The sequence below is a fragment of the [Micrococcus luteus] ATCC 49442 genome, from assembly GCF_010367585.1.
Lineage (GTDB): Bacteria > Actinomycetota > Actinomycetes > Actinomycetales > Micrococcaceae > Arthrobacter > Arthrobacter luteus_A.
Window position 1 is genome coordinate 3,437,151 of the sequence record NZ_JAAAXP010000001.1, and the last position, 24,567, is coordinate 3,461,717.

The window sequence follows — 24,567 nt, forward strand, 5'->3', positions numbered from 1 at the left end:
TGCAGTTCGTGCGTGGCAGTCATCAGACGTTCACCGACTGGGGGGTGCTTTTGGTGGCCTCATCTGCCAGCTGGCGTTCGCGCTTGCCCCAGGTTTCCCGGGTGACGAGGGCGGCCCAGAGGCCGATCGCTGCGTAGAGGCTGAAGAGCAGGGCCGGGCCCATCCAGCCGAGGGCCACGAACAGCAGGGTGGTGATGAAGGGGGTGAAGCCGGAGACCATGGCGGAGATCTGGTAGGCCAGCGAGGCACCGGAGGAGCGGGTCTTGGCCTGGAACAGTTCGGGGAACCACGGGCCCTGGGCGCCGGCCAGGGAGTTCTGGCAGACGGCGTAGGAGATGACGATGGTGGCGATGACGAAGATGAACATGCCGGTGTTCACCAGCAGGAACATCGGGATGCCGAAGAGCAGGGCGAAGGCGGTGGACCAGATGTACAGCGGCCGGCGCCCGATCCTGTCCGTGAGCCGTGCCCACGCCATGGTGGCGAAAATACCGATGAAGGACGCGATGCAGAGGGCCACAAGGGTCTGGGTCTTGTCAGCGAGCTGCTGGGTGTGAAGGTAGGAAATCATGTACGTGATGGAGACGGCGTAGCCGGCCGTCTCGGCGATGCGCAGGCCGATGCCGCGGACGATGTTGCGCCAGTCGGTCTTGATGACCTCGATGATGGGGTTCTTGACGATCGAGCCGCTGTCCTTGACCTCATCGAATACGGGGGACTCGGGGACCTTCGAGCGGATGATCAGGCCAACTGCCACCAGCACGATGCTGGCCAGGAACGGGACGCGCCAGGCGAGTTCGCCGCCGAGGTTCACGCTGACCAGGAAGACGAGGTTCGCCAGGAGAAGGCCGACCGGGAAGCCGGCCTGGACGATGCCGGTGTACTTGCCCTTGGACTTCCAGGGTGCGTGCTCGTAGCTCATCAGGATGGCGCCGCCCCATTCAGCGCCGAAGGCCAGGCCCTGGACCACTCGGACGAAGACCAGCAGGGCCGGAGCCAGCAGGCCAACCTGCTCGTAGGTGGGCAGGAGGCCGATGAGGAAGGTGGCCACACCCATGAGGATCAGGGAGGCTACCAGGACGGGCTTGCGGCCCACCTTGTCGCCGAGGTGACCGCCGATGATGCCGCCGATGGGGCGGGCAGCGAAGCCGACGCCGAGGGTGGCGAAGGCGGCAAGGGTTCCCGTGACTGGATCGCCGGTGGGGAAGAATGCCGTACCGAAGTACAGGGCAGCGGCCGTACCGAAGCCGATGAAGTCATATGTCTCAATAACGGCGCCAACACCGGAACCAATAGCGACGCGCTTGGCGTCCTTGGTGCCATGCACGTGGCCGCGCATCTTCAGAGCTTCATTGCTCATTGCTGTTTCCCTTTCGAAAAGCCGCCAACGCTTCCGCGCCGCTGTCGACTGTTAACAAATGATATGCCCCAGTGTGACCCGCATCATGCTGCAATGTCAACAGTCAATGTTTGAGGTTGACTGTCAACAATAAAATGACCTACAGTGATTCACATCACCACCCGCTCATCCAGAGGATCAACGACGATGTTCAACTCCCGACTCGGCTGCTCGTCCATCAGCTTCAGGCATCAGGACCTGCCGGCCGCCCTGCGGACCATCAGCGGCCTGGGCTTCGAAGAAATCGATCTCGGGGCCCTCCCGGGTGTGTGCGACCACGTGCCGTACAACCTTGACGCAGCCGCGGTTACCGCGGTGACAGCGGAGGTGGCCGCTTCCGGCCTACGGGTCCGTTCAGTCAACGGGGACATCGGCGACCTGAATGCAGTGCTCGACGCCGGCGCAAGCGAAGCGCGCGAACGGCACCTCGAGGCGCTGCTTACCCTCACCCGCAACACGGGTGCCAAAGCGCTGGTCCTCCCGTGCGGCGCACTAAACCACAACCCGGTGCGGAGTCTCGACGAGGACCTGGACCTCATCGCCGCCCAGCTGACCCACGCCGGACAGCGTGCGGCGGAGTTCGGCGTCGAACTGTGGACCGAATCCCTGCACTTCCTCCGTTTTTGCTGGAACCTTGAGCGCGCGGAACTGCTGGCACGGCGGCTCGCGGGTACCGGCGTCGGCATTGTGATGGACTTCAGCCACATTGTTGCCGCCGGCGAAGACCCGCTGCAGTACCTCAAACGCCACCAGGGCCGGATCTCCCACGTCCACCTGCGGGATGCCGTGCCGGGAAACATCAACCTCAGCATCGGCAACGGGCAGGCGGACTTCGCCGCCGGGCTCCGCGCCCTCGCCGTCCAAGGCTATGCGGGCCACTTCTCGCTCGAACTCGAAACCCGGGACGTCACCCACGACGAACGCCCCGCCGCCGCAGCCAAAGCGGCAAGCTTCATCACCGACCTCATCTGACCCATCGATTGTCCCTACCGGCTCCCGGCCTTCGCAAGCTCAGGCCGGGTCCCTCGCCGGCAGGGGCCCACCCCGCCGTTTTGAGCACTCAAAACGGCGCTTGTGGAGCAACCGATTCCAAACACACACCACCCACGCAACCCAAGGAGCATCATGACCACCATCCAGCGCACCGCCGTCCTCACCGGAGCCACCTCCGAGCGGGGCATCGGCATCACCACCGCCCGCCGCTACGCCAGCCAGGGCTGGGGTGTGGTGATCCTGGACCTCGACGGCGAGAAGTCCGCCAAGGTCGCCGCCGAAATCGGCAATGAATTCAACGTGCCGGCATTCGGCCACGAGATCGACGTGGCCAACGAGGGCTCCGTCAACGCCGCCTACGCTGCCGTCAAGAAGGAAATCGACGCCGGCATCCTTCCCCCGGTGGGCGCCCTTGCCAACATCGCCGGCATCACCTCGCCGGTCCCGTTCCTCGAGACCACGCTTGAGCTCTGGCACAAGGTGATGGACGTCAATGCCACCGGCACCTACCTGGTCACCAAGGCGTTCCTGCCGGACATGATCGAGAACGGCTGGGGCCGGATCGTGAACATGTCCTCCGTCTCCGCCCAGCGTGGCGGCGGAGTCTTCGGCAAGGTCCCCTACTCCGCCGCGAAGGCCGCCATCCTCGGCTTCACCAAGGCCCTGGCCCGCGAACTCGGCACCGCAGGCGTCACGGTCAACGCCATCACCCCCGGCGCCGTGGACACCAACATCCGCGTGGGCAGCACCGAGGAACAGGAAGCCGCCATCAATGCCGGCATCCCCCTGGGCCGCAACGCCACCACCGAGGAAGTGGCCGCCGTTATCACCTTCCTGTCCTCCGAGGAATCCGCGTACCTCACCGGCACCACCATCGACATCAACGGCGGAAGCCACATCCACTAGCAGCCCGCCCCGAAGACCAAGTCCACGTCAGAGAGCCCACCATGACCAAGATTTTCAACGATCCCTCCGAGTTCGCGGAAGAAGCCCTTGCCGGGTTCTGCGACATCCACTCCGGCCTTGTCCGCCAGGTCCCCGGCGGCGCAGTGCGGCGCCACCGTCCGGCCAAGGCAAAAGTGGCGGTCCTCGCCGGTGGCGGGTCCGGGCACTATCCCGCGTTCGCCGGGCTGATCGGGCCCGGACTGGCCGACGGCGCCGTGGTGGGCAACATCTTCACCTCGCCTTCCGCCCAGCAGGCCTACGCCGTGGCCAAGGCCGCGGAGTCGGGCGCCGGCGTCGTGTTCACCTACGGCAACTACGCCGGCGACGTGATGAACTTCGGCATGGCCAGCGAACGCCTCGCCGCCGACGGAATCCGGGTTGAAAATGTCCTGGTCACGGACGACATCGCCAGCGCACCGCCGTCGGAATCAGAAAAGCGCCGCGGCATCGCAGGTGACTTCACGGTCTTCAAAATCATGGGAGCCGCAGCCGAAGCCGGCGCGGACCTGGCGGACGTTGTCCGGCTGGGCCGGAAGGCCAACAGCCTGACCCGCACCATCGGCAGCGCCTTCCACGGCTGCACCTTCCCCGGCGCGGACGCACCGCTGTTCGCGCTCAAGGACAAGCAGATGGGTCTCGGACTGGGAATCCACGGCGAGCCGGGCCTGTTCGACACCGACCTGCCGTCCGCCAAGGAACTAGGCCAGGAGTTCGTCACCCGGCTGCTGGCGGAAACGCCGGAAGGCGCCGGTGACCGGCTGGCCGTCATCCTCAACGGACTTGGCTCCACCAAGCATGAGGAACTTTTTGTCCTTTGGCTGACGGTGGCTCCGCTGCTCCGGGAGGCCGGCTACACGCTGGTCATGCCCGAGGTGGGCGAGCTGGTCACCAGCCTGGACATGTCCGGTGTGTCCCTCACCATCACGTGGCTGGATGACGAACTGGAGCCGCTCTGGACCGCACCGGCCGAGACACCCGCGTACCGCCGGGGAAATGCCGCCATTCAGTCCGGTGATGCGTCCGGTGAGGAAACGTCCGACGACGCCGGCGAACCGGCCGCCTTCGAGGCCACGCAGGATTCGCGTGAGTACGCCGTCCGTTGCGTTTCGGCGCTGGACGCCGCCCGTGACTGCCTGCACGGCGCCGAAACGCGGCTAGGGGACATGGACGCCATCGCCGGCGACGGCGACCACGGCCGCGGAATGGTCCGCGGGATCGACGCCGCGACCTCCGCCGCGTCAGCCGCGGCCGGGCAAGGCGCCGGGGCCGGTTCGGTCCTGATCGCCGCGGGTGACGCGTGGGCGGACAAGGCCGGCGGCACCTCCGGCGTCCTCTGGGGCGCGGGATTGCGGGCGTTCGGGGAGTCGCTGGGGGACCTGCAGAGCCCTGACGCCGACGAACTGGCAGCCGGCGTGCGTGCCTTTTCAGACAGGATCACCGGTCTCGGCAAGGCAGAGCCCGGCGACAAAACCATGGTGGATGCCCTGGTGCCGTTCACACAAACCCTCACCCGCCTGGCAACCGAAGGCGCGGAGCCGGGCCGGGCGTGGGACGCAGCGGCCCTTGAAGCAACAGCGGCGGCCGGGGCCACAGCATCGCTGCGCCCCCTGAAGGGGCGGGCGCGGCCGCTCGCGGAAAAGAGCGTGGGCACACCGGATCCCGGGGCTACCTCCCTGGCGATGATCTTCACCGTGATGGGACCGTTCCTGGCCGCGTCCGGGCAGCCCGCCGCCGCAACCACCAACAGCCAGCCGGCAGGAGCACTCTCATGACCACCACAGCAGCACGCACAACGGCAGCACCCCCCGCGGCAGGGAAGGCCGGGCTGCGTCTGGTCCTGGGCGCCGACGAAGCCGGCGTCGACTACAAAAACCGCATCCTGGCCGACCTGCAGGCCGATCCAAGGATCAGCGAAATCATCGACATCGGGGTCAACCGGACCGACGCCCCGGCGGACTTCGTCAGGCCCTACCCCTATGTGGGCATCGCCGCGGGCGAGATGATCCGTGACGGTAAGGCGGACCGGGCCATCCTGTTCTGCGGCACGGGTATCGGGGTGGCCATCGCTGCCAACAAGGTGGACGGAATCCGCGCCACCACGGCCCATGACTCCTTCTCCGTGGAGCGCTCGGTCCTGTCCAACGACTGCCAGGTGCTCACCATGGGGCAGCGGGTGGTCGGTGTGGAACTGGCCAGCAGGCTGGCGAAGGAATGGATCGGCTACACCTTTGATCCCGCATCGGCCTCGGCGGACAAGGTCAAAGTCCTCACCGACTTCGAAGGCTGCTGACGCGGCTGGACTCCGGAGCGGAGGTTATTCCACCGTGACCCTCACCCGCTGAACCATGTTGTTGCCCATCCCCTGGTAATTCCAGTTCTGCGCCAGGGGCTGGCTGGCGCCGGTGCTGTCGGTAGCCCGGCAGGCGAGTTCGTGTTGGCCTGGATCCGCCACCCACGGCAGTGTCCATTTACACCAGGCAAACGGCCCGGCCGGCTTCTCCAGGTGCGCCGGAATCCACTGCCCGTCAATCCCCACCTCAACTCCGGTCACCGCACCCTGTCCGGACCAGGCCCTGCCCTGCAGCATCACGGGCCCGTGCGGCAGGACGCGCTTGCGTTCGAAGAAGTCCGGGATGCCCGGGGGGACCATCAGCGAACGGATCCGGATCCGCGAAACCGGCACACCGGCGTCGTGCGCGGTCTCCTGGTACCGGTACGCGACTGCCTGCTGGTAACCCCCGAACGGGACAGTCACCACGTCGATCGACTGCAGCCATTTAACACTGGCCATGCCGTACCAGCCAGGGACCACCAGCCGCAGCGGATAGCCGTGCTGCGGCGGAAGGTCGCTGCCGTTCATCCTGTAGGCAAGCACGACGTCGGGACGCATCGCCTCGCGGATCGGGAGGCTGCGCGCGTACTGTTGCGGGACGCCGCCCTGGATGCCGGCGTCGGCTCCGGTGAACACCACCTCCACCGCACCCGGCAGGACCCCTGCCTTCGCGAGCAGGTAGGCCAGCGGCACGCCGGTCCATTCGGCCGTCCCCACCGCTTCGAGGACCCAGGGCTGGCTGAGCGGCCTGGGCTTGAGCAGTGAGCGGCCGTTGCCCGCGCACTCAAGGGTGACAGGCACAGTAATGGCAGGATCCCGTTTCAACGCTGCGAGGCTCAGCTCCAGGCATTGCTTTACGGCGCCCTTGATCTGCAGGTGCCAGCCCGCCGCCGCGGTGTCCGGGATGTCGAAGTGCGTGAGCACATAGTGCAGGCCCGGGGGAGTGAGGTTATGGCGGAGGGCTTCGAGCGGCATCGAATGGTTTCGTGCCGCCAGTTGCAGTTCCTCCGCAGTCAGGGGGCCCGTGGTGGGCTCGCCGGGATGCAGGGTGAGGCGGTCGGACAGCCGGTGCTTGTAGATCTGCTTCATGGCGGTGCGATTCTGCTCGGTGCGGCCAGGCGTTCCCCCTCTTCACAGGTTTACGCCCGGCCGCCCGCCGGGTCAACGGCGTCTTGCTTTCCGCCTCCGGCAGAAGCGTCCGCCGGCTACAGCTGCGGCTGCGCGAGGAACTCCGCCAGGCTCAGCGGGTCCCGGCCGGTGAGCGCGCGAACGTCCGGTGACAGTCCGGCAAGCTCGCCGGCGGCAATGGCCGTGTACGTGCTCACCCACGCGTCCACCTGCCAGGGCGGTGCCCCGTAGGAAGCGCGGGAGGCGTACGCTTCCTCAACGGTTTCCGGGTGATACGTGACCGTCCGCCCGGTGTGGGCCGTGAGGACTTCCGCCGCGGTGCCCAGCGAAATCTCCTCGGGCCCGGTCAGGTTGTAGGTGGTCCCCACATGGAGCGCAGGATCCCGCAGAATGGATACCGCTGACCGGGCGACGTCCTCGCGGGAGACTGCCGAGACCAAGCCGTCCCCGGCCGGCCCGCGGATCACGCCGTCCTCCCCGGCCAGGAGCGGCAGGAAGTCCAGGTAGAAGTTGTCCCGGAGGAACGTGAAGTCCATCCCGGATGCCCGGATCCTCGCCTCGGTGGCGTAGTGGTCCCTTGCCAGGGTGAATGTGGCGTCCGGGGCCGCGCCGTAGAACGACGTGTACACCACGTGCTGCACTCCGGCGCCGGCCGCGGCATCGATGAAACTGTAGTGCTGCTCCAGCCGGTCCTCGGCCTCGGCCGCGGACACCATAAACAGGACCTTGGCTCCCTCCAGGGCCTGGCCGGCCAGGACGCTGTCCGCATAGCTGAACACCAGCGGGACCGCACCCTCGAGCTCAGGGGCGCGGCCGGCGTCGCGGACCAGCAGGCGCTGGGCGGTGCCGGCGTCGGCGAGTTGCCGGGCCACCATCCCGCCCAGGGCACCGGTGGACCCGGTGACCGCCAGATCGGGCAGGGCCGGAACAGGCGTCAAGGGATCCCCTTACCTTTCGCGGGTAGCGGGGGACGTGGTCTTCGCCGGATCGCGCTCCGCGAGCGAGCCGATGGCGTCGTCGATCTTCTTCAGCACCTCGGGCTCGAGGGTCACCCCTGCCGCAGCGACACTGTCGGCGATCTGCTCCGGGCGGGAGGCGCCCACGATGGCAGAGGCCACGTTCGGGTTCTGCAGGACCCAGGCCACCGCAAGCTGCGGCATCGAGAGCCCGGCCTCCTCGGCGATGGGCTTGAGGGCCTGGACGCCGGTGAGGACGTCATCGCGCATCCAGCGTTCGATCATTTTGGCGCCGCCCTTGTCATCGGTGGCGCGGCTGCCTTCAGGCGCAGGCTGGCCGGGCAGGTACTTTCCACTCAGGACCCCCTGCGCCATGGGGGACCAGACGATCTGCGAGACGCCCAGCTCTTCCGATGCCGGCACAACCTCAGCTTCGATGACCCGCCACAGCATGGAGTACTGCGGCTGGTTGGAGATCAGCTGGAAGCCCAGTTCCCTGGACAGGGCATGGCCTTCGCGGAGCTGCTCAGCCGTCCATTCGCTGACACCGATGTACAGGGCCTTGCCCTGCCGGACGATGTCCGCGAACGCCTGCATGGTCTCTTCCAGCGGTGTTTCAAAGTCGTAGCGGTGGGCCTGGTAGAGGTCCACATAGTCAGTCTGGAGCCGGCGCAGCGAGCCGTTGATGGACTCCATGATGTGCTTGCGGGACAGGCCCAGATCGTTCTTGCCTTTGGGGCCGGTGGGGCCGAAGACCTTGGTGAAGATCTCCAGTGATTCGCGGCGCTCGCCCTTCAGCGCCTCGCCGAGGACGGTCTCCGCGGCCGTGTTGGCGTAAACGTCCGCCGTGTCAAAGGTGCTGATGCCGGCGTCGAGCGCTGCCCGGACGCACTGGGTGGCGACGTCGTTCTCCACTTGGGAGCCGTGGGTCAGCCAGTTGCCGAACGTGATTTCCGAGACTTTGAAGCCGCTGTTTCCGAGGTATCTGAATTCCATGGTTTCCACGCTAACGGAGTTGGTTGCTCAGGGTAAGGGCTTGGCGGGGTGCGGCTTGGGGAACCTACGACGACGGTGCGCCAGGTACCGCGGTCAGCGGCGGCGGAGCTCCGCGTACTCAAGGGACGGCACCACGGCACCCGCATCACGTTCCACGAAGTTGGTCCCCGGCGGGACCAGTTCGTCGATTGCATCCAGCACGGGCTCACTCAACAGGGTGTCGGCGGCCTTGAGGTAGGCCTGGAGATGGGGTTCGGTGCGCGGGCCGATGATCACGCTGCTCACTGCGGGGTGGTTCAGGGCGAACCCGATGGAGAGGTCCACCAGGGAGATCTCCAGCTTGTCGGCCAGCCGGGCCAGCGAATCCGCGGCCAGGAGCTTCCGTTCGCTGCTGGGCCCGGAGATGTCGTAGCGTCCCGGCAGCGAATGAACGCGGGTGGGCGGCTGTCCGGGGTCCAGGACAAACTCGCCGGACAGCCAGCCCCCGGCCAGCGGACCGTAGGCGAGCACGCCAAGGCCGTACTGCTGGGCGATGGGAAGGACGTCGCGTTCGTTGCCGCGGACCAGCATGGAGTAGGGAACCTGGTTGGCCACGGGCGGGATCAGGTGGTTTGTGGTGGCAAGCCACTGGGCCTCCACCAGCTGAGCCGGGGTGAACACGGACGTGCCGTAATAGAGGATCTTGCCCTGCCTGATGAGGTCGTTCAGGGCGGTGATGGTCTCAAGGACATCCGTGTTGTAGTCCGGCCGGTGCGCCTGATAGAGATCGATCCGGTCGGTCTGCAGGCGGCGGAGGCTGCCTTCAACGGCCTGCATAATCCAGCGCCGGGAGTTGCCGGAGTGGGCCGGGTTGGGGCTCATCTGCCCGTGGAATTTGGTGGCCAGGAAGACGTCGTCACGGCGGCCGCGCAGCGCCCGGCCCACCACTTGCTCGGACTCGCCCTGCGAGTAGACGTCGGCGGTGTCCACGGCGGTGATGCCGGCGTCCAGTGCCGACTGGATGATGCGGATGCTTTCGTCCGCCCCGGTAGGAGCCGCGCTAGTCAGGCCGCCGCCCGAAGCACCGCCGGGGCCTTCGCCAAAGTTCATGGTGCCCAGCGTGAGCGGGCTGATGGGTGTGCCCGAGCGGCCGAACACCCGAAGTTCGCTGAGGCTCATCCCCGGCTCCTGACGGTTGATTTCCACGCGGATTGCTGTGGATCGTCATGACGCTACACAAATTCGATGGAGCGGAAAACGATTCGCGCCTTAGTAGTTCGCTTTTCGTAGCGGGACGTAACGCGGCCGGGCGCCGTGACGTTTTGTGAACGTTTCCTCGCCCTGTAAACGTTTCCTTTAGCCCGGCCGGGCTCAGGTGTCCGCGGGCAGCTTGGCTTTGAGGACCGTCGCATGGCCGGAGAGCGACACCAGGGAGCCGGTGTTCAGCAGTGACATGGGCGCGGCGGCCGGTGGCTTCGTGAAGGACCGGGCCGCGCCGCGGCCGTCCCGTCCAGGACTGACGCGCTCGGGAACGTCCCTGTGCAGAGCCGACTCCACCAAAGGTGCCACGGCCTCCACCTTTGCCGCGGGGACGGACGGGGCGGGAAGCTCGCGGACAGACACTTTGATCTCCGGGGCGGAGGCTCGCGCGCGGGCCATGGCCCGGGCGTCGGCTTCGGCGACGGCGGCCGCCCAGTCCTCGGCGAGCACGGGCTGCTCACGGCGGGCGGCGGTGAGCAGGGGGTGATGCTCCACGGCCTCCCGCAGCCGGGGGCGGAACTCGGATGGTTTCAGGAGGTCGCGGCCGTTCCGCGCAGCCTGACGCCAGTCCCGGGGCGCAAGGAGCGCGGCGGTCATGGCACTGCACCAGGCAGCCGCCATCGAGAATGCTGCCCTGCACCGGGCACGGGCTTTGGACAGGGCCGCGCGGGTCCTAGCCCGGAGGGCAGCAGCTTTGGCCCGGAGGGCAGCGGCTTTTGCGCGGAGGGCGCGGGCGCGGAGCACCCCGGCGCGCGGCGGTTTGGCGGAGGAGGGGGCAGCGTCGTCGTCGTGTGACGGCGTGCCCTGTTCTCCGGTAAGGCGGACCAGCGGGAGGGATTCGTGCTTGGGGAGGCGGCCAAACAGGGCCAGGACGGTCAGGACCATCAGGCGCCCGACACCGGCCAGGACCAAAGTGGCCACCACCAGCAGGAACAGGCCCAGGAACATCAGGAACGCCAGCCCCAGTGTGCCGAAAAACGTCAGGTTGAGAGCGATCGTCGTTGAATCTCCCACGTCATCTCTCCAATCTGCCACCGGCGGAGTCCGTCCCGGCACTCATCACCACGGGCACCAAAACCCCCTACTACCTTACGGACTAATTTTTGGCCGCGCCGCCGCCTGCAGGGTGATTCAGAGGTTGTTTCAAAGCTGTTACCGGATATGACGAAGGGCCCTTCGGCCTATAGTCGGAAGAGACCACCACGCCGCCGCGATGCGGCCCGGACCACTGCCGAAGGAGCACCATTGCCCGAGAACCCAGGCACGGCCGGCAACTGCTTTTGCCTTTCCGGCGAGGCATACACGGACTGCTGCGGACGCTTTCACAGCGGCGGTGCAGACGCCGCCACGGCAGAACAGCTCATGCGCTCCCGCTACAGCGCGTTTGTCCTGCTGGACGCCGGTTACCTCAGGAAAACATGGCATCCGGACACGGTGCCGGCGGACCTGGAACTGGACCCGGCCATGGAATGGCGCCGGCTGGATATTCTCGCCACGCACCGCGGCGGACCGCTGGATACGGAAGGCACGGTGGAGTTCAAGGCGCATTTCCGGCACGACGCCGAACGCGGCGTCCACCACGAAACCAGCCGTTTTGTGCGCGAAAACCGGCGCTGGTACTACGTGGACGCCGTTCTGCCCGCCTAGGCCTCGCTGTACGTTTCGTCCGGGGTGAACCCGGCTTTGTCCACCTTGCGGTGGAAGTGCATGCCCGCCAGGCCGCCGAGCACCGCCCCCACGAGGGCAACCGCGGCCACCACTACTGCGGCGATGATGCTGGTTACTGTCAGTTCGCCCTCGTTGACGGGGATCCGCGGAAAGCTGTTGAGGTTGGCCAGGACGTTGAACTGCTGCCCGGCAAGAAGGCCCAGCAGCGCCACCACAACAGCGGCGATCAGGGCCCAGACCCACACCATCATGCCCTGCTTGGCACCGTTGAACCGGGCCATCCGGCCGGCCACGTAGCCGCCTGAATAGTAGGAGACGAAGAGGATCACCAGCAGGATGACGATGCCCGCCACGCCCACGGTGCCGTTGGTGGCCATCTGGTTGACGGCCTCATTGACATCCGTGTTGTTGGCCAGCCCCACCGCAGTGCCCGCCGCGGCCACGAAGGCCGTCAGCAGGACAGCCATGCCGGTGGCGGCCAGCCAGCCAAAGAAGGCAGAGCCAACCTTGACGCCGCCGAACTGTTCCTTCTCGCGGGCGACGGCGGTCTGGCGGTCGGTCAGGCGCGGGTCGGTCAGCCGGGGGTCGATTACCGGTGTGGCCCCTGCCGGTTCGGCGGCGTACGGCTCAGCCCGGTAGGACCGCTCCGCGCTTGGCTCCTGATCCCCGGTGGCCCGCGCCGCGTACGGCTGCTCCACGGTGGACTGCTCAACCCTGGGCGGGTTGGTCTGATCGAGAGCACGCGTTGGCTCACCACCTGCGAAGGACGCATCACGGGCAGTTTCGCTCCGCAGATTGTCATTGCGGGCGCGCCGCGGAAGACCGTCCCCTGGTTCCATGTGGTTGCTCATAGGTCAACTCAACCACTGCTGCCCGGCGATAACAAGGATGCTTACTATTCGCTAGCGGTAGTCCCGGTGCAGGTTTTCCTTGGTGGACGCGCCCGGCGTCGCATCCGCGATCCACGGCCCGGTGCCCTCCGACTGGTCCAGCACGCCGGCCTCAAGCCAGGTGTAGTCCCCGGCCAGGACCTTGCGCGTGAGCCCCTGGTCGCCGTCGTCCGTGTTGCGCCAGAGCTGGTCGAAGTACTCGTCCACGCGGACCCGGGCCTGCTCGCAAAACGCCTCCGCCAGTTCGTAGGCGCTCGCCGCATTCTCCGGCGCCGTGTGCAGGATCATCTCGGCGCGTGAGCAGCATGCCGCCATGGCAAACAGTTCGGCACCGATGTCCACCACCCGGCCCAGGAACGCCTGCTTGTACGCCAGGTTGGCCTGCCAGCGGCCCATTCCGTAGAAGGTCTGGCGGGCAAGCCGGCGCGAAGACCGCTCCACAAACCGCAGTTGCTTGGCCAGCCGCCCGAACTCCCCGTAGGAGCGGGGATCCATACCGGCGCCGGCCACCAGCTTTGGCAGCCACTTGGCATAAAAACCTGACGCCCCGACGGCGGCCTTCGCCTTGTCCTGCAGGCTCGCCGTGACGGAGGCGAGGTCGCCGGCCGCGGCGAGGTGGGCATCCACCGCCTCGCGCGCGATGAGCAGTTTCATGATCTCCGAGGATCCCTCGAAGATCCGGTTGATCCGGAGATCGCGAAGCTGCTGCTCAGCCGCGACGGCCCGCTCGCCCCGGGCTTCCAACGAGTCCGCTGTTTCGAAGCCGCGGCCGCCGCGGATCTGCACCAGTTCATCCGCGATGCGGTAGCTGATCTCCGTGGACCACAGCTTGGCCAGCGCGGCTTCGATCCGCACGTCCTTCTGCCCGGCGTCGGCCATTTCGGCAGACAGTTCGAAGACGGCGTCGAGGGCGAAGGCCGTAGCCGCAATGAACGCGATCTTCTTGCTGACGGCCTCGTGCATGCCCACCGGCTGGCCCCACTGAACGCGGGCACTTGACCACTCGCGGGCAATCTTCAGGCTCCAGCGTCCGGAAGCAACGCACAGCGCCGGAATGGAAAGCCGCCCGGTGTTCAACGTGGACAGGGCTATCTTCAGCCCCTGGCCTTCACGCCCCAGCCTGTTCGCTGCAGGCACGCGCACCTGATGGAACCGGGTCACGCCGTTTTCAATGCCGCGGAGCCCCATAAAGGCGTTGCGGTTCTCCACAGTGATGCCGGGGGAATCCATCTCGACCACAAAAGCGCTGATGCCGCCCTTGTGCTCAGTGCCCTGGGCATCGGTGTGCGCGGGGACTACCGCCATCACCACCACCAGTTCGGCGATCACCCCGTTGGTGGTCCACAGTTTCACGCCGTCCAGAATGTAAGCCCCGCCGTCGTCCGTTGGCACTGCCGTGCTGCCCATCCGGGCCGGATCGCTGCCCACGTCCGGTTCCGTCAGCAGGTAGGCGGTGATGGCTCCCGCTGCGCACCGCGGCAGGTATTCCCGCTTCTGCTCCGGGGTGCCAAACTCCTTCACCGGCTCGGGGACACCGATCGACTGGTGGGCGGACAGCAGTGCACCCAGGCTGGGGTGGACGCTGCCCAGGAGCGCCAACGCCCGGCCGTAGTACACCAGCGACAGGCCCAGTCCGCCGTACTCCCGGGGGATCTTCATGCCAAAGGCGCCCAGGTCTGCCAGGCCCCGGAGGTATTCGTCCGGGATCTTGGCGTCGCGTTCAATCCTCCGGCCGGACATGGTGCGGGCGTATTCCGTCAGCCGCTCCAGAAAGGCTTCGCCGCGCTCCACGTCTTCGGCCTTCGCCTTGGGCCACGGGTGGACCAGGCCCAGGTCAAAGTTTCCGAGGTAGAGCCCCTTGGCAAAGCTGGGCCGGTCCCAGCCGGTCTCGCGGGAGGCCTCGGCCAGCGCGCGGGCATCCTCTGCAGTGGCTTCCGGGCCGAGGTTGTCCGCGGCCACGGGAACGTCACTGGCCGGAGCATCCTTGGGAGGGGCGTCGGTGACTACTGCCTTGGTTGCGGGACTGTCAGTGGCGGAGCTCATGGGGTATCTCCTCTGCCCGGGATGGCCGGCTCAAGCCATGGATCCGCCGGGTTGGAGAACCCTTTAGCTGTCTCCCAACATTACCCGCGGGTAGCTTCCGGTGCTAGGGGAAGGCTGCCCCTGAAACTCCCCGGGAAGCTCAACCGTGGCGGCCTTGCGGACCAGCCGTTCCCAGCCCAGGTTGATGCCGTGCACCGTGGCCACCAGCGACGTGGAGACAACAACCCAGGCCAGCTTGCCCAGCCCCACCAGGATGAGGGCCAGGAAACCCGCCACCAGGACGAAGGCCGTCAGGGCCACTGCGAACACCAGTGTTCCCATAAAGACCATGGTGGCCGTTTCCATTGAACTTAAGTCGAACTGCATTGTTCCCCCTGCTGCGCCGTTGCCTCGGTTGAATCAGTAGGACTGAGCGTAGGGGGTCCCGGACGTCCCAAACCAGACACAGGCCGCGCGGAATCCGGGTTGATACGGGATCGAAATGCTACCCGCAGGTAGGTCACGGCGCGGTCGCGGAACGCTCACTGTTAGGGGTGCAGGGCGTCTGCGTTAACCTTGTAGTTGGCAGTTTTCCTGCCCAACCATCCCCTTAACAGTTGAAGGAGAGTGCGTGCCCCGCTCCGCCAGGTCATCCGCTGACGCAATCAGCGCCCGGCTCCGGGACCTTGAACTCCTCACGAAAGGACCCGCCTGGGCCCTGACCCGCTCCGCACCGTGGGTCATCGCCGTGCTGCAGGCTTCCTTTACCCGCACCCGTCCGCAGCTTCCGCTCGAGGAGTTCCACGCCGACGTCGACTCCTTCCTTGAGCAGCTGCGGCGCCAGGAGCAGGAGCTGGGTTCCTCCGCCCCGGGGACGTCCTCCGGGCGGAACTACGCGGACGAATGGACCCGTAAGAACTTCCTGACCCGGCGCAACCAGTCAGGGCAGATCGTGTACGAGGTCACCGAGCCGGCCGCCCGCGTGCTCGCATTCCTGGACAGCCTGTCCAGCGAGCGGTCCACGCTGAACGGTTCACGGCTGGGCACGCTCCTGGGCGACGTGGAGAAGCTGGCCAACGAGACCAACCCGGACCAGAGCGCCCGGCTGGAATCCCTCGGCGAAGAGATCGAGGAGAGGCAGCAGCTGATCCAGGACATCAGCTCCGGCGACTTCGACGGCCTGCTGGACGATGACGAAGCCGTGGAGGCCGCGGGCAACATTCTTGACCTGGCCGCGAGCCTGCCCGCCGATTACAAAAAGATGCGCGACCGCATCGAGGAACTGGTGGGCGCCCTGCGCAACCAGATCATCGAGGAGTCGCTCAGCAAGGGTGCCACCATGGCCCAGGTGCTGGAGGCGGACAAGCGGCTCAGGCAGAGTCCCGAAGGCAGGACCTTCCGCTCCTTCACCGCATTTCTGGAGGATCCGCAGCAGCAAATGCGGTTCCGCTCGGCGATCGGCGAGGTCCTGAGCAGGCAGTTCGCCGATGACCTCTCACCGGAGGACCGCGAGACCCTGAAAAACCTCGTGGCCGAGCTCCGCCACCAGCACGGCCAGATCCAGCGCATCTACGGCAAGCTCAGTGAAAGCCTGAACACCTACGTCCAGAGCGACGACTTCCGCCAGTCCGTCCGGCTCCGGAAGGTCCTCCGCGAGGCCGAACAGGCCATTAGGTCGCTGCCCTACGAGCGCGAACGGCCCGGCCTGGTCCGCGGCCCGGCACTGTTCAACGCAGGGTTCGAATCCCTGGCCATGGTCAAGCTCTACGACCCCGACGAGTTCGCCGTCCCGCCCAGGCTCGCGGACCCCATCGCCTTCAGCGACTCGGACCGCGTGCGCTCGCCGAGAACGCGGAAGGCGAGCCCCGACGCCATCCGCACCGCCGTTGCCGGCGCGTCCACCCTGGCCGAAGCCTGGGAGCAGCTGCCGGCCGGGGAACAGCACATCAACTCCATCCGCGCCCTCCTGTCCCACGCACTGCACGAAGGCGCAGCCTTCGACCGCGGAGCCTGGGACGGCCTGGACTTCGAACAGATAGACGGCACCACCCGCAAGGCGTACCTGCCCGTGGTCACGCTCACAAAGGATTCATGATGACTGAAGAGATCACGACGGAGGCGCCTCCCGTTGAAGCAGACGCCCCCCGTTCGGAGGTGCCCGGGCACGCGGAACGTCCTTTCGCCGTCGCGCCCCGTGACACTTTTGTGGACGGCGCAGCGCTGTTCCCCGGTGACACCGGCGTGCTGTCGATGAAGGTGCGGCAGGCACTGGTGAAGCTCCTGAAGGGCCCGTACGTCGATGGTGGCCGGGACGAAAAGCTGTGGACCACGCTGCTGGACAACCAGCTCATCCTGCGCAGCCGCCTGTCCGAGGTCTTCCTGACGCTGCAGCTTGATCACGAACGCAAAATCGCAGTCCTGCGCCCGGTCGACCCCGAGGCCATCGGCGGCAGCACGCGGTCGAGCATCCTGCGCCAGCAGCGTGCGCTGAGCCGGGTCGAAACCATCGTGCTGCTCCGCCTGCGCCTCCTGCTGAACCGCCACGTCACGGCCCAGACCGATCCCACCATCACCCGCGAAGAAATCGCAGACCTTGTGGCCCACTACCAGCCGGCCGGCCAGCAGGACGCCCTGCGCGATTCAGATGTTGTCACCCGCGCCATCACCAAGCTCCTGGCCCGCCAACTCCTCCTCACCACCGGCCTGGAGGACGTCTACACCATCTCCAATGCCCTCCCACTGGCGCTCCCGTTCGAAAACATCGGCGACATCCCGGCCCAGATCGAAGCCCTGGTGGCAGCCACAACAGATCCGACAGGCACCGAACCGCTGCTGGACCTCGACAACGACACGGGTGCCGAGGACGACGACGCCGATGCCGCCCCCGCCGACGCGAACCCAGCCACAACAACGGAGAACAAGTGAGCATCGCATCCATGTTGCCGATGGGCGACGTGACGAACCCCGGCCAGATGCGCCTGGCGTTGGTGCAGGTAGTCAACTGGGGCACGTTCCACGGGGCACACACGATGCATGTGGACCGCAACGGAACGCTGCTGACGGGCAACTCGGGCGTGGGAAAGTCCACGCTGTTTGATGCCATGCTGCGGGTGTTCGATGCCCGGCCGCGCTCCAACGAGGCCGCGGCACAGCGCTCGGGCGGGGCCGTGGAGGACAAGAGGACCACCTTTACCTATATGCGCGGCAAGGTGGGCGACAAGGCTGTGGGCGAAGGCTCGGCCAGTGCCTTCCAGCGCCCTGGGGCCACGTGGTCAGCCGTCGCGCTGACGTTCGATAACGCCGCGGGCACGCGCGTGACCGTGTCGGCACTGTTCGATGTGCCGAAGAACGGGACGGAGTCCAGCGTCGGGCGCTTCTACCTGATCGACAGCAAGCCGCTGGACCTGCCCGCCATCGAGGACATCGCGGACAAGCGCTTCACCAAGGCAGCGCTGGAGGCCGTCTTCCCGGATGCCCAGATTTTCGACGTCCATAAAGCCTTCGCCGAGCGCTTCCGCCGGCTGCTGGGCATCAGCTCGGACCAGGCCCTGCCGCTGCTCCGCGTGATCCAGGCCGGCAAGGGCCTGGGCGGCAGCGTCAATACGTTCTTCCGTGACCAGGTGCTGGACGCCCCGGCCACCCTTGCGGCGGCGGACGATGTGGTGGAGGAATTCAGTAACCTCATGTCCATCCGGCAGCGCCTGGAGGATGTGCGGCAGCAGCGGGACCAGCTGGCCCCCGTGCCCGGCCTGAACAAGGAGTACGCACAATCGCTGCTGGACGCGAACCGGCTGCGGGAGCTGGCCGGCGAGGAATTCGAGGCCTACAAGCAGCAGCTCGCGGTCACGGTGCACCAGAAAACCCTCGTGCGGTTCAAAGAACTGGCCCAGGCCAAGGCCAGGGAACTCGGCGCGGAGCGCCTGGTGCGCGATGGGCTGGCCAAGGAACTCCGCCAGCTCGAAACCGACTACAACAACCAGGGCGGCAACGCGATCTCCGCGATCGAGCAGTCGCTGGAAAACGCCAAAGTTGGCCTGCGGCTCCGCGAACAGGTGGAGGAGGCCGCCCGCAAGGCCCTGTCCGACGCCGGGCTGAAGCTTGAGTGGACCGCCGAGGGCTGGGAACAGGCCCACGAGCAGGCCGCCGCCAGATCTGCCGAGCTCCAGGACGACTCCCAGGCCCTGCAGGAACTCCGCTTCGAAGCCTTCGACGGCCACGCCACCAAGAAACGCGAGCTGGCGGCGGCACAGCAGGAACTGCTCTCGCTACAGACGCGCAAGTCCCTGCTGCCGCCGTCGAGCATTGAAAACCGTGCCGCCATCGCGGCAGCCACCGGGGTGCCCGAGGACCGGATGCCGTTCGGCGGCGAGCTGATGGACCTCGCCGAGGGGGAGGAACAATGGCGGCCTGCCGCTGAGCGGGCGCTCCGCAACCTGGCCACCACCCTCCTGGTGCCCGGCGAGCACTTCGCCGCAGTGACCCGGTACCTGAATGAGAACAGGGTGCGCGGTGCCCTGCGCGCCGTGGACGTCTCCAAGCCGCTTGCCGGCGGCGCGCTGGCCGTGGAGGACGTGCGCGACGGCGACCTGCTGACCAAGCTGGACATCCTCGCCAGCGGCGCGGCGGCCGACGCCGGGGAATGGATCCGTGAGCGGATCGCCCTCGACTTCGCATACCCGTGCGTGGAGGACCCCGACGAGCTCGCGAAGCTGGACAAGGGCCTGAGCCTGGGCGGTGTGGTCAAGCGCAACCGCCACACGGTGGAAAAGGATGACCGCTTCACCGGCCGCCAGGACTACGTGCTGGGTTTCGACAATGCCGCCAAGCTGGAGCTCGTGGCCGCCCAGGTGGCGGATCTGCAGCAGGAGCTGGCGAAAGCGGCCGAACTGGCGCAGAGCCGCGAAGAGTCGCACCAGGGCATGAGCCGGCAGTTGGACGCGCTTCGGCGCATCGCCGAGGACCACCGGCCCTGGGAGCAGGTGTCAGCTGCCGTGGCAACGGAGGAACTCAGCCGGATTGAACAGCGGCTCAAGGACGCCCTGGCGGCCCAGGCGGACCTGGAGCCGCTGCGCGCCAACATCGAGACGGCGCGGCAGAAACACCAGGCCAGCACCGAGGCCGCGGCAGTCCTGCAGAGCGAATACAAGGCACTCGACCGGCAGCTGACCACCGCCGATTCACTGCTGGAAGGTGCGCGCGCCCGCCTGGAGCAGGCGCCGCCGTCGGACGCCACCATCACCGCGCTGGCGCCGTACTTTACGGACTTCGGCGACGTCAGCGAGATGCATGAGCTGGACAACCTGGCCAACCGCGTCCGGACCGCCCTGCTGGGGGAGCTGCACACCGCCGAAACGCGCGGGCAGGCCACGTCGGAGCGCCTGACCCGGATCTTCGAGGGCTTCGTTCGTGAATGGGGCTCGGCGATCTCGGCGGACCACGGCACGTCCATCGGCGCGGCCGGCGAGTTCGAAGCCCGCTACCACGCGATTGTCAGCGACGGCCTGCCCGCACAGGAGACCGAGTTCCGGCAATTCTTCAACCAGCGGACGCACGAATCGTTCAGCACCCTGCTCCATTTGCTGGACGAGGAGCGGCGCTCGATCACCAGCCGCATCCTTCCGCTCAACGGCATCCTGTCCGAGGTCAACTTCCACGAGGGCAGCTTCCTGGAACTCGACATCAAACAGACGCTGCCCGCCACGGCGAAGCAGTTCAAGGACGCCATCCAGAATGCTTTGAAGGCCCGGCACACGCGGCCCGCCCGCGGTGCTGCGGACTCCGGCGGGGACGACGACGCCGAACTGACCGCGCGCTACAAGACCCTGGAAACGCTGGTGAAACGGCTGGGATCGCCCACGCCCGAGGACCGCCGCTGGCGTGCCGAGGTGCTGGACGTCCGCGGCCACCTGTTTATCCAGTGCAAGGAGCACCGGGAAGCAGGCAAGCGCACCGACGTCTACATGCACGCCGATACCGGCTCCATGTCCGGCGGCGAGCGTCAGCGCTTCACCGCGTTCATCATGGCCGCGGCACTGAGCTACCAGCTGGGGATCGCCGAGCAGGGGTTCACCACGTACGGCACGGTGATGATGGACGAGGCATTCGTGTTGGCGTCCGAGGAATTCGCCGGCGCGGGGATCAAGGCGCTGCACGAGTTCGGGTTCCAGCTGCTGCTGGCAGCCCCGGAAAACGTGATCGACCTGTCCCGGCACCTGGGCTCGGTCACCGAAATCCTCCGCGACAAGCGCACCAACCGGTCCGGGGTCCTGACGGCGCCGGTAGTCCGGCCCCGCCCCGGCAGCGAGGGAGAATGGCGGTCCGAGGCGAACCCCGTGGACATTATTTTGCGCTAGCCGTTATCAGCGGACCGCGGTTATAACAAATCGATGGATATATTGTCCGGATGCTGTTGGAGGGCGTTGTCCTGGTGCCATGCTTGTCGGCATCAAACACTCGCCTTCATCCTCTTACCGGGTACATGCGGAACGCTGGGTCCTGCATCTGACGCCTGATGAGGTTGGCGGCCTTCCCTTGAAAGGCATGACAAATGCGCCCAGCACGCCGCGCCGCCACCTACATGGCGCTCACCGCCGTCGCAGCCCTCACCCTCGCAGGCTGCGCGGCCAACGTCTCGTCGGAAAGCCCTGATTCCCCGGTCCCCGAGGCATCGGCCCCGGCATCTCCGAGCCCCTCTCCCGCGGCCGGCACGCCACAGCCGGCTGTCCCTGGCGACAGCCTGGCGACCTACACCTTTCCGGACGGCCGGCTTTCCTTCCAGCACCCGAAGGACTGGCGGGTGGAGCTCTTCGAGGCATCCGCCTCGCCCTTCGTGGGCACTGCCACGGTCTACGACCCTGCCGGCCGGATGCGGGTCACCGTCTACACCGGCGAGATTGCCGACGTGGTGGCCGGCTCCGGCGCCCGGACCGTGCTCGAGACGGACCCGGTCCTGGGCCCGCGGGGCCATGCTGTTCCAACGCCCCATTCGTCGTTCTTTGTTGATCGCAGCGGTGGCGCTGCACAGTATCGAATGGGTCTTACAGCAGGATTGCCCGTCTCGCCGGACGGTCAGGTGCAGAACGGGCTCATTATGCTGGGCAACCGCGTCCTGACTGCCGACGTGCTGTTCGACGGTCCGCCCTTCGCAGGTGATGATGCGGCGAAAGACTGGTACTGGGGAGCTGACGGCAAAACCCTGAAGGCTATTCTGATGAGCTTCACCTACCGCTGACCCCACCCCCGGACGCTCTCTCACTTAATGCGGGTTTGACGCCGACGCTCTCTCACTTTCCTAAAGAAAGTGAGAGAGCGCTGGGGAATTTCCCACATTAAGTGAGAGAGCGTCGGTGTTTTAAGCGCATTAAGTGAGAGAGCGTTTCAGGGGGTGGAGGTGGCGGCAGGGGCAGTGGGGGTGGTGCAGGCATCGATCTGGGTCTGGACAATTTCCCCGTAGTGCGCCACCAGGTCGTCAAAGTCCCAGCCGGCGAAGAGATTCAGGGTGCGGACGGTCTCGCCGAAACCCGTCATCAGGGCGGTCACGGTCGAGGCGTAGCGGCGGTCCGGCGTTGTGTCACCGATCAGCCGGGCGATGGCGGTGACGTAGCGTTCGCGGATGTCAGCCCGGGCGGCTTCGGGGTCGGGGGAGTCCAGTACGGCGAACGGAATGATGGCCCACGGCTCCTGGACGCCGCGTTCCCGGCGCATCAGCACCCGGAACACGAGCGCCCTGCCGAGTTCCGGCGTCGGGACCTCCAACTCGGCGAGCAGCGACTCGTCCGGCTGCACGGCAGCGTACAGCTTTTCCTTGGACAGGAACAGTTTCATGACCAGGGCGGCGGAAACTCCGGCGTCCGCCGCGATGTCCCGGACGGTCACGGCCCGGTATCCGCGTTCCCCGAAGAGGCGTCCGGCGGACTGGAGGATCGCGTCGTGGCTGGGGCTGCTCACGCTCCCACCCGCTCGCCGGAGGTTTCCTCCACGGGCGGAGCGGCGAAGTCCAGCGTCACCGAACGGTTGTCGACAGCGAGCTTCCGCGCCACCGCCTGAAGCGTTGAGGGGTGAAGCATTGTCACGACGTAGCGTCCGGCGATGGGCAGGGGAAAAGCGTACATCCCGTTGTCGTCCGTCCGGGTGGTGGCCAGATGCTCGCCGCTGGCTTCCAGGAGCGTCACCATGGCGCCGGCAACGGGCGTGCCGCCGGCTACAACGGAGCCGCCGAGCTCCAGGCGTTCCCGCAGCATGAAGTTCTGTGTAAGGGTGCGGCCGTCAAAGTCGAAGACTTCGGCCATCGGGGCCCACCCGCCCGCATTGGCCACCATAAGGTATTTCCCGGCGCCGGGCAGGGCCACTGAGTAGTTGCCCTCCGTGTCCACGCGGCTCCAGTCCACCGGATCGCCGTCGGTCCGGAGAACGGTGACGACGGCGGGGGTGAGGGGGCGGTGATCCGGCGCCAGGACGCGCCCCTGCACCACCAGTTCGGCGGCGCCGGCAACGGTTGCCGGCGGGCGGCGGACACCGGCGGCGCGGGGGATGAAGACGGCGGCCAGCATCGATGCTGCCGAAGCGGCGGCCGCCAGCCAGAAGATATCCCGGAACGCGTCGAAGGACGGAAGCCGGGCATCGCCCACTGCGATGGTGACCGACGTGAAGACCGCGGCGATCGCCGCGCTGGATGTTGAGGTGCCGATGGCACGGACCAGGCTGTTCAGGCCGTTCGCGGACGCCGTCTCGGTGATGGGCACCGCGCCCATGATGAGGGTGGGCATCGCCGCGTACGCGATGGCAGTGCCCACGCTCACCACGGTGGAACCGATGATGACCCAGGCGATGGAATCGTAGAAGAAGACGCGGCCCACATAGCCCACAATCATCACCAGCGCCCCTGCCATGAGCGCCGTCTTGCCGCCGAAGATCCGGATTATGCGTCCGGACAGCGGTGCGAACACCACCATCGCCAGCCCGGACGGGACCATGCACAACCCCGCGGTGATCACATTCAGTTCGAAGCCGTAGCCGGTGACGGCGGGAAGCTGGAGCTGCTGGGTGGTGAGGAGCATGTTGGCGAACATGGCGAAGCCGATCAGCAGCGAGGCCAGGTTGGTCATCAGTACGGGGCGGCGGGCAGATGTCCGCAAGTCAACCATCGGCTGGCGGACTTTCAGTTCATACGGGACCCAGACGGCCAGAAGTATCGCAGCGGTCAGGAACAGCAGCAGGACGGGTTCGGATCCCCAGCCCCAGGAGCCGCCCTTGGAAATCGCCAGGAGCAGGGCTGCCAGCGCCGCAGACAGCACCAGGGCGCCTGCATAGTCGAAGCTTCCGCGCGTGCGGACCTTGGATTCCGGAACGATCAGCACCACGGCGAGGAGCAGCAGCACTCCCGCGCCAGCCGAGACCCAGAAGATCGAGGCCCAGCCAAGGTTTTCGTACAGAACTCCTGCCAGCGGCAGGCCCATGGCGCTGCCGATGCCCAGGGTGGCGCTCATGAGGGCTACCGCGGAGCCCATCTTCTCCTTAGGCAGTTCATCACGCATGATGCTGATGCCCACCGGGATCAAGGCCGAGGAGAACCCCTGGAGTGCCCGGCCGATGATCAGCCACACGAAGGCCCCGCCAACGGCTGCCATGACGGATCCCGCCACCATGATGGCGAGGCACACCACCATCATTTTGCGCTTTCCGTACATGTCCGCACTGCGGGACACAATCGGCGTTGCCACGGCGCTGGACAGGAGGGTGGCGGTCACCAGCCAGGAGGCGTCGTCGGCCGTGACGCCCAGGATCCCGGGGAAGTCCGGAAGGAGGGGCACCACCAGAGTCTGCATCAGCGCCACGAGCGTGCCACTGAGGGCCAGGACTGCGGTGATGGCGGACGGAGACGGGCGCCGTCGCGAGTCGGGGGCTTGGGAGCGCGGCATGTACTGCTTTCAGGGGTCAGGCGTGGATTGGGCGGGGTGAACGCACGTTTACCCGCTTCCAGTGAACCACCGTTCACCCCAC

The 24,567-nt window shown here is 66.8% G+C and carries 20 protein-coding genes; 9 read left to right on the plus strand and 11 right to left on the minus strand.

Translation table 11 applies throughout. From position 1 onward, the window contains the following. Positions 1–22: 22 nt before the first annotated feature. Positions 23–1,360 (minus strand): MFS transporter, encoded by a 1,338-nt coding sequence (locus tag GUV69_RS15705; protein ID WP_164204107.1) that lies wholly within the window; start codon positions 1,358–1,360, stop codon positions 23–25. 186 nt (positions 1,361–1,546) lie between these two features. On the opposite strand from GUV69_RS15705, the gene GUV69_RS15710 reads away from it, so the two are divergent. The 4 genes from GUV69_RS15710 to GUV69_RS15725 all read left to right on the plus strand — a co-directional run bounded on the left by GUV69_RS15710 (position 1,547) and on the right by GUV69_RS15725 (position 5,627). After that, positions 1,547–2,371, plus strand: coding sequence for a sugar phosphate isomerase/epimerase family protein (locus tag GUV69_RS15710; protein ID WP_164204109.1), 825 nt, complete (start codon positions 1,547–1,549; stop codon positions 2,369–2,371). Between the two features lie 153 nt (positions 2,372–2,524). Continuing rightward, positions 2,525–3,298: an SDR family NAD(P)-dependent oxidoreductase gene (locus GUV69_RS15715; RefSeq protein WP_164204111.1), complete on the plus strand. Its 774-nt coding sequence runs from the start codon at positions 2,525–2,527 to the stop codon at positions 3,296–3,298. 41 nt (positions 3,299–3,339) lie between these two features. Then, positions 3,340–5,109, plus strand: a complete 1,770-nt coding sequence (locus GUV69_RS15720) for a dihydroxyacetone kinase family protein (protein ID WP_164204113.1) — start codon at positions 3,340–3,342, stop codon at positions 5,107–5,109. Further along, positions 5,106–5,627: an RpiB/LacA/LacB family sugar-phosphate isomerase gene (locus GUV69_RS15725; RefSeq protein WP_167525097.1), complete on the plus strand. Its 522-nt coding sequence runs from the start codon at positions 5,106–5,108 to the stop codon at positions 5,625–5,627. Before GUV69_RS15720 ends, GUV69_RS15725 begins: the two co-directional genes overlap by 4 nt. 24 nt (positions 5,628–5,651) lie before the next feature. Here GUV69_RS15725 and GUV69_RS15730 read toward each other — a convergent pair whose 3' ends face one another. From GUV69_RS15730 to GUV69_RS15750, 5 genes are all read right to left on the minus strand, one after another. Continuing rightward, on the minus strand, positions 5,652–6,758 hold the full coding sequence (locus GUV69_RS15730; RefSeq protein WP_164204115.1) for a sulfite oxidase: 1,107 nt from the start codon (positions 6,756–6,758) through the stop codon (positions 5,652–5,654). A 116-nt stretch (positions 6,759–6,874) separates the two neighbouring features. Further along, the gene (locus GUV69_RS15735) at positions 6,875–7,735 is read right to left on the minus strand and encodes an SDR family oxidoreductase (protein WP_164204117.1); all 861 of its coding nucleotides are present in this window, start codon (positions 7,733–7,735) and stop codon (positions 6,875–6,877) included. Positions 7,736–7,744: 9 nt separating this feature from the next. Further along, positions 7,745–8,749, minus strand: a complete 1,005-nt coding sequence (locus GUV69_RS15740) for an aldo/keto reductase family protein (protein WP_164204119.1) — start codon at positions 8,747–8,749, stop codon at positions 7,745–7,747. Positions 8,750–8,842: 93 nt separating this feature from the next. Beyond that, positions 8,843–9,907, minus strand: a complete 1,065-nt coding sequence (locus tag GUV69_RS15745; protein WP_164204121.1) for an aldo/keto reductase — start codon at positions 9,905–9,907, stop codon at positions 8,843–8,845. Between the two features lie 192 nt (positions 9,908–10,099). After that, a complete protein-coding gene (locus GUV69_RS15750) occupies positions 10,100–11,002 on the minus strand; it encodes a hypothetical protein (RefSeq protein ID WP_164204123.1) in 903 nt (300 codons plus the stop codon). 231 nt (positions 11,003–11,233) lie between these two features. On the opposite strand from GUV69_RS15750, the gene GUV69_RS15755 reads away from it, so the two are divergent. Next, a complete protein-coding gene (locus GUV69_RS15755) occupies positions 11,234–11,635 on the plus strand; it encodes a YchJ family protein (RefSeq protein WP_223883812.1) in 402 nt (133 codons plus the stop codon). On the opposite strand, the gene GUV69_RS15760 is transcribed toward GUV69_RS15755, so the two are convergent. The 3 genes from GUV69_RS15760 to GUV69_RS15770 form a co-directional block, all read right to left on the minus strand. Then, positions 11,632–12,507: a TIGR04086 family membrane protein gene (locus GUV69_RS15760; RefSeq protein ID WP_164204127.1), complete on the minus strand. Its 876-nt coding sequence runs from the start codon at positions 12,505–12,507 to the stop codon at positions 11,632–11,634. The two genes, GUV69_RS15755 and GUV69_RS15760, sit on opposite strands and share 4 nt — an antisense overlap. A 51-nt stretch (positions 12,508–12,558) precedes the next feature. Next, entirely contained in the window at positions 12,559–14,589 is a 2,031-nt protein-coding gene (locus GUV69_RS15765; protein ID WP_164204129.1) for an acyl-CoA dehydrogenase family protein, read from the minus strand. Positions 14,590–14,652: 63 nt separating this feature from the next. Continuing rightward, a complete protein-coding gene (locus GUV69_RS15770; RefSeq protein WP_164204132.1) occupies positions 14,653–14,955 on the minus strand; it encodes a hypothetical protein in 303 nt (100 codons plus the stop codon). Between the two features lie 244 nt (positions 14,956–15,199). Between GUV69_RS15770 and GUV69_RS15775 the strand changes: the two genes are divergently transcribed. From GUV69_RS15775 to GUV69_RS15790, 4 genes are all read left to right on the plus strand, one after another. Then, complete coding sequence (locus GUV69_RS15775; protein ID WP_164204133.1) at positions 15,200–16,663, plus strand: DUF3375 family protein; 1,464 nt, start codon at positions 15,200–15,202, stop codon at positions 16,661–16,663. Continuing rightward, the gene (locus GUV69_RS15780) at positions 16,663–17,493 is read left to right on the plus strand and encodes a DUF4194 domain-containing protein (protein ID WP_164206633.1); all 831 of its coding nucleotides are present in this window, start codon (positions 16,663–16,665) and stop codon (positions 17,491–17,493) included. Before GUV69_RS15775 ends, GUV69_RS15780 begins: the two co-directional genes overlap by 1 nt. Then, a complete protein-coding gene (locus tag GUV69_RS15785; protein ID WP_164204135.1) occupies positions 17,490–20,921 on the plus strand; it encodes an ATP-binding protein in 3,432 nt (1,143 codons plus the stop codon). The genes GUV69_RS15780 and GUV69_RS15785 overlap by 4 nt, the downstream gene beginning before the upstream one ends. 194 nt (positions 20,922–21,115) lie before the next feature. Then, the gene (locus GUV69_RS15790; RefSeq protein ID WP_164204137.1) at positions 21,116–21,799 is read left to right on the plus strand and encodes a hypothetical protein; all 684 of its coding nucleotides are present in this window, start codon (positions 21,116–21,118) and stop codon (positions 21,797–21,799) included. Positions 21,800–21,945: 146 nt separating this feature from the next. On the opposite strand, the gene GUV69_RS15795 is transcribed toward GUV69_RS15790, so the two are convergent. Then, positions 21,946–22,515, minus strand: coding sequence for a TetR/AcrR family transcriptional regulator (locus GUV69_RS15795; protein WP_164204139.1), 570 nt, complete (start codon positions 22,513–22,515; stop codon positions 21,946–21,948). Beyond that, positions 22,512–24,485: an MFS transporter gene (locus GUV69_RS15800; protein ID WP_164204141.1), complete on the minus strand. Its 1,974-nt coding sequence runs from the start codon at positions 24,483–24,485 to the stop codon at positions 22,512–22,514. The genes GUV69_RS15795 and GUV69_RS15800 overlap by 4 nt, the downstream gene beginning before the upstream one ends. Between the last annotated feature and the right edge of the window lie 82 nt (positions 24,486–24,567).